Annotated in this window: 1 protein-coding gene and 2 rRNA genes; all 3 read left to right on the forward strand. The window is 51.8% G+C overall.

The features are described 5' to 3' along the window. A 23S ribosomal RNA gene (locus tag HMPREF1323_RS01595) occupies nucleotides 1–1497 on the forward strand; the annotation flags it as partial. A gap of 81 nt (nucleotides 1498–1578) precedes the next feature. Next, nucleotides 1579–1688 (forward strand): 5S ribosomal RNA (gene rrf, locus HMPREF1323_RS01600). An 80-nt stretch (nucleotides 1689–1768) separates the two neighbouring features. Continuing rightward, nucleotides 1769–2962, forward strand: coding sequence for a hypothetical protein (locus HMPREF1323_RS01605; protein ID WP_009432416.1), 1194 nt, complete (start codon nucleotides 1769–1771; stop codon nucleotides 2960–2962). The last annotated feature ends 38 nt before the right edge of the window (nucleotides 2963–3000 follow it).

Here is a 3000-nt window from a genome sequence, read left to right on the forward strand (position 1 = left end):
GCGCACCCGATGGAAGAACCGGTTAATATTCCGGTACTAATTATGTGAGCGATGTGGAGACGGAGATGTGACGGTCCTGCCAACTGACGGAATAGTTGGTTGAAGGGTGTAGGAGTTGATCTGAGTAGGCAAATCCGCTCGGAGATCCGAACCTGACAGTACTCTGAGTGCTTGCACAAAGAGATATGGACAACTGTAACGGTGCTCCCAAGAAAATCCGCTAAGCATATTGCATGATTACCCGTACCACAAACCGACACAGGTGGTTGGGTTGAGTATACTAAGGCGCTCGAGTGATTCGCGGTTAAGGAACTAGGCAAAATAGTCCTGTAACTTCGGAATAAAGGACGCTCACAGTGAAGGCTGTGAGCCGCAGAGAATAGGCCCAGGCGACTGTTTAACAAAAACACATGGCTATGCTAAATCGAAAGATACTGTATATAGCCTGACACCTGCCCGGTGCTGGAAGGTTAAGAGGAGATGTCATCGCAAGAGAAGCATTGAATTGAAGCCCCAGTAAACGGCGGCCGTAACTATAACGGTCCTAAGGTAGCGAAATTCCTTGTCGGGTAAGTTCCGACCTGCACGAATGGTGTAACGATCTGGGTACTGTCTCAACCGCGAGCTCGGTGAAATTGTAGTATCGGTGAAGATGCCGATTACCCGCAACGGGACGAAAAGACCCCGTGAACCTTTACTATAGCTTTGCATTGGATTTGGGTAACAAATGTGTAGGATAGGCCGGAGACTGTGAAGCGGGTACGCCAGTATTCGTGGAGTCGCCGTTGAAATACGGCCCTTTTGTTATTTGGGTTCTAACTCGCAGGAGCGAGGACATTGCATGGTGGGTAGTTTGACTGGGGTGGTCGCCTCCAAAAGTGTAACGGAGGCTTCTAAAGGTACCCTCAGACCGATTGGTAACCGGTCGTAGAGTGTAATGGCACAAGGGTGCTTGACTGGGAGACTAACAAGTCGCACAGGTAGGAAACTAGAGCATAGTGATCCGGTGGTTCCGTATGGAAGGGCCATCGCTCAAAGGATAAAAGGTACTCCGGGGATAACAGGCTGATCGCTCCCAAGAGCTCATATCGACGGAGCGGTTTGGCACCTCGATGTCGGCTCGTCACATCCTGGGGCTGGAGAAGGTCCCAAGGGTTGGGCTGTTCGCCCATTAAAGTGGCACGCGAGCTGGGTTCAGAACGTCGTGAGACAGTTCGGTCTCTATCTGTTGTGGGCGTTTGAGATTTGAGGGGGCCTGACACTAGTACGAGAGGACCGTGTTGGACGAACCGCTGGTTTATCGGTTATGCCGCCAGGCGTATTGCCGAGTAGCTACGTTCGGTTGAGATAAGTGCTGAAAGCATCTAAGTACGAAGCTTGCCTCAAGATTAGATCTCATTATAAGGGTGGTTATAGACGATGACCTTGATAGGCTACAGGTGTAAAGGCGGTGACGTCATAGCCGAGTAGTACTAATTGCCCGAAAGTTTTTGCCTGAGGTTGTATACCGACTTAGCGATACGGTGGTGAGTATTGTGCGTTTTTATCAAGTCAATGATTGTCTAAATACAGAGATATTTAGGTGGTTATAACGTTGGGGTTCCACCTCTTCCCATTCCGAACAGAGAAGTTAAGCCCAATCGTGCCGATGGTACTGCGTTTTGTGGGAGAGTAGGTAGCTGCCATTTTAAGAGATAGGGTGATGGAGTGAAAGCTTCGTCACCCTATCGTCGTTTATACGCCTACTCATTTGATTTTTTATTTACGTATGACAAAGAAGATACTCCTTTTCTCTATGCTTCTTGCTCTCGGCTTTGCTACGAGCTGTAAGGAGGATATGCCCCAACCGACTCCCGAGCCTGCGCCTGTAGTACCCGAGACGCCAGGGACGCCTGCCTCCCCAACGAATCCTACTAACCCTACGCCTCCGGTATCGCCCGCAGAGCCCACGCCCTCGGTGCCTAAGCCTTCGGACCATCGCATCGCTACGCGTATGGTCGTGGAGCCGATCAAGGCGAAGACGGCTCAGATGCTGGCCACGCTGAAGATCGAAGACTTCGCTTGGCGTGGTGATAAGGATGCCATCAAGCTCGCTGACCTCCTTCCCTTCGTGACCTTCAAGGCCTCCGACCTCGATGGTGAGCCTTACACGCTGACGGCAGAAGACCTGAAGCTGCTGGAGCTGGTGGATATGAAGTACGAAGAGCATGGCTCTTATAATGATTACATTGCCTTCAAGGTCCGATACAATCACATCTCGGGGACGTCTGTCCTGCGCATCCCGGTCTCTCGCCGTGACTACTTCGTGCAGAAGTTCGAGGTGAATAAGGACTTTGCTCCGCAGTACTACCTCGGTGGGATTGCCCATCTCTTCCCCGCCAGTGCAGGGGAGATCCTGAAGGGGTATGACCGTAAGAAGTATGCTGTCGTCTTGACGGATGCGCGTGCAGACCACTCGAATAATAACCTTTCGTTCCGCGGTCTGGTACATCTCGTAGGTGCGGGCATGGAGGACCCTGTCGTAGTACTCGACTTCGAGGCTAAGGGCTTCAAGCCCCTCTCAGCACTCCAGGGCCAGCTTACCTTCGTTACCTCTGGAGAGCTCAATGAGCGCATGAGGGATCGACTGAAGAATATTCAGAAGAGTAAGACGATCACGGATGCTGTCGTCCTGCAGCTGGTGCGAAACAATCCCAATTACTGGATCAAGCTCGCCAGCCCAGGCATCCAGAATACCTACGGCGGTGAACTGCAGTGGGATGGTGATAACTTGGAAGGTGTGCTCTCTGGCGGGCATGATACCCGTGATATCTACCTCGAGGATGCACGCTTTGCTATCAACTCGGCTCGCTATGATAAGGCTGCTGGTACCGTGACGCTTGGTGTCGAGCTCATAGCGGCCAATGGAATCGCTGTCAGTGGTGTGACGACGACGCTGGTCGTTCGCTCTGTGAACCTCTAAGCTTTTGGTCTTAGACCTCTAAATCATAGGCTCGCCCC

Source organism: Porphyromonas sp. oral taxon 279 str. F0450, from assembly GCF_000292995.1.
Taxonomy (GTDB): Bacteria; Bacteroidota; Bacteroidia; order Bacteroidales; family Porphyromonadaceae; genus Porphyromonas; species Porphyromonas pasteri.

Bases quoted from the DNA above. Each gene is read 5' to 3' on its own strand.
- HMPREF1323_RS01605 (WP_009432416.1), top strand. From the start codon at position 1,769: ATGACAAAGAAGATACTCCTTTTCTCTATGCTTCTTGCTCTCGGCTTT.